The sequence below is a fragment of the Pseudomonas sp. EA_65y_Pfl1_P113 genome (assembly GCF_963970525.1).
GTDB lineage: Bacteria > Pseudomonadota > Gammaproteobacteria > Pseudomonadales > Pseudomonadaceae > Aquipseudomonas > Aquipseudomonas tritici.
Genome location: NZ_CAXAQM010000182.1, coordinates 1 through 680, shown reverse-complemented (window position 1 = coordinate 680; position 680 = coordinate 1). Strand labels below are relative to the sequence as shown.

General features: G+C 64.1%; 1 pseudogene. It reads left to right on the top strand.

The window, feature by feature from the left end:
- Positions 1 to 330: pseudogene (locus AACY52_RS29015) on the top strand (hypothetical protein); the annotation flags it as partial.
- Between the last annotated feature and the right edge of the window lie 350 nt (positions 331 to 680).

The following is a 680-nucleotide window of genomic DNA, read 5'->3' as shown; positions in this document are numbered from 1 at the left end:
CCGACCCTCAATTGTGCAGCGACCTTTCGCGGTACCGTCAATAGCGACGGAACGGCGACGATCACCAGCGCAAGCTTTGTCGGCGGGCCGCTCGGTGCTTGTGCGCTAGTGCGGTTGACCACGCCGTTCACGCTCGTTCCAACGTCGACGACTTCGGTCAACGTCAATGGCCTCGAAGTGACCGCGCCGGTATCGTGCGGTCCCGCCAATGTCAGCGCGACCTGGGCCAATGGAACGCCGTCGCACTTCGATATTCCGACGGCCACGATCAGCCCTGGCGGCTGCACGGTCACCGCGCACCTGACCGTGTCGGGCATCACGATTATCTGACCGACGACGATCGGGGGGATCGTTCATCCTCCCGGTTCCGTCGAAGTGTGATCCCGTTCCTCGTCGATCCCGGTGTGCCGGTGCATCGGGATCGACACTGGGGTGGTACGGCATTCCGGTGTAAAATGAGGGGGGCGGATCAACCGGCGGGGATTGCCCCAGGATGATGTGTGCGTGTCGGATTTGAAGGAAACCCACCCAGCCACTCCGCGAAAAGGTCTGGCCGGTTCCTCCGGTTGCGCGCTTTGGGCAGTCGGCGCGATCTTAGGCGGATGCTCTGCGACAGCGGCGGCGCAAGTCTCAACGCCGACTGCCAGCCCTGCAGCGGGGCCACTGCCGACCCCGGTGAA